Origin of the sequence: Streptomyces sp. P17, from assembly GCF_032436805.1 — a bacterium.
GTDB lineage: Bacteria > Actinomycetota > Actinomycetes > Streptomycetales > Streptomycetaceae > Streptomyces.
This window is the reverse complement of record NZ_JAVRBF010001055.1, coordinates 1-260: the sequence shown is the minus strand read 5'-3', so window position 1 is coordinate 260 and position 260 is coordinate 1. Positions and strand designations below refer to the sequence as shown.

Annotated in this window: 1 protein-coding gene; it reads left to right on the top strand. The window is 38.5% G+C overall.

The genetic code is table 11. The annotated features are described in order from the left end of the window. On the top strand, nt 1-260 hold a 260-nt coding region (locus tag RMT89_RS43925; RefSeq protein WP_315889350.1), incomplete at both ends, for a hypothetical protein.

Genomic DNA, 260 nt, shown 5'->3' with positions numbered 1-260 from the left:
ATCGGACTGGGAATATGTAAAAGGTGAGACTGATTGGGTTGTACCGGAAACTTACCGGATTGCCAATAAAGGCTTTTTAAATTGTATTGGCCTGTGTTTAGCCAGAGCGAAAGCTGATTCTGATACAGCAACCCATCATACTATTTTAGGAAGACCATTCTCCTATTACTTGGAATATTTTCCTATGGATCAATTACAATTGAAAAGTAGGGAATGGATTGCTAACCGCAATGACGATACAATCATTACAGAAGAATCTG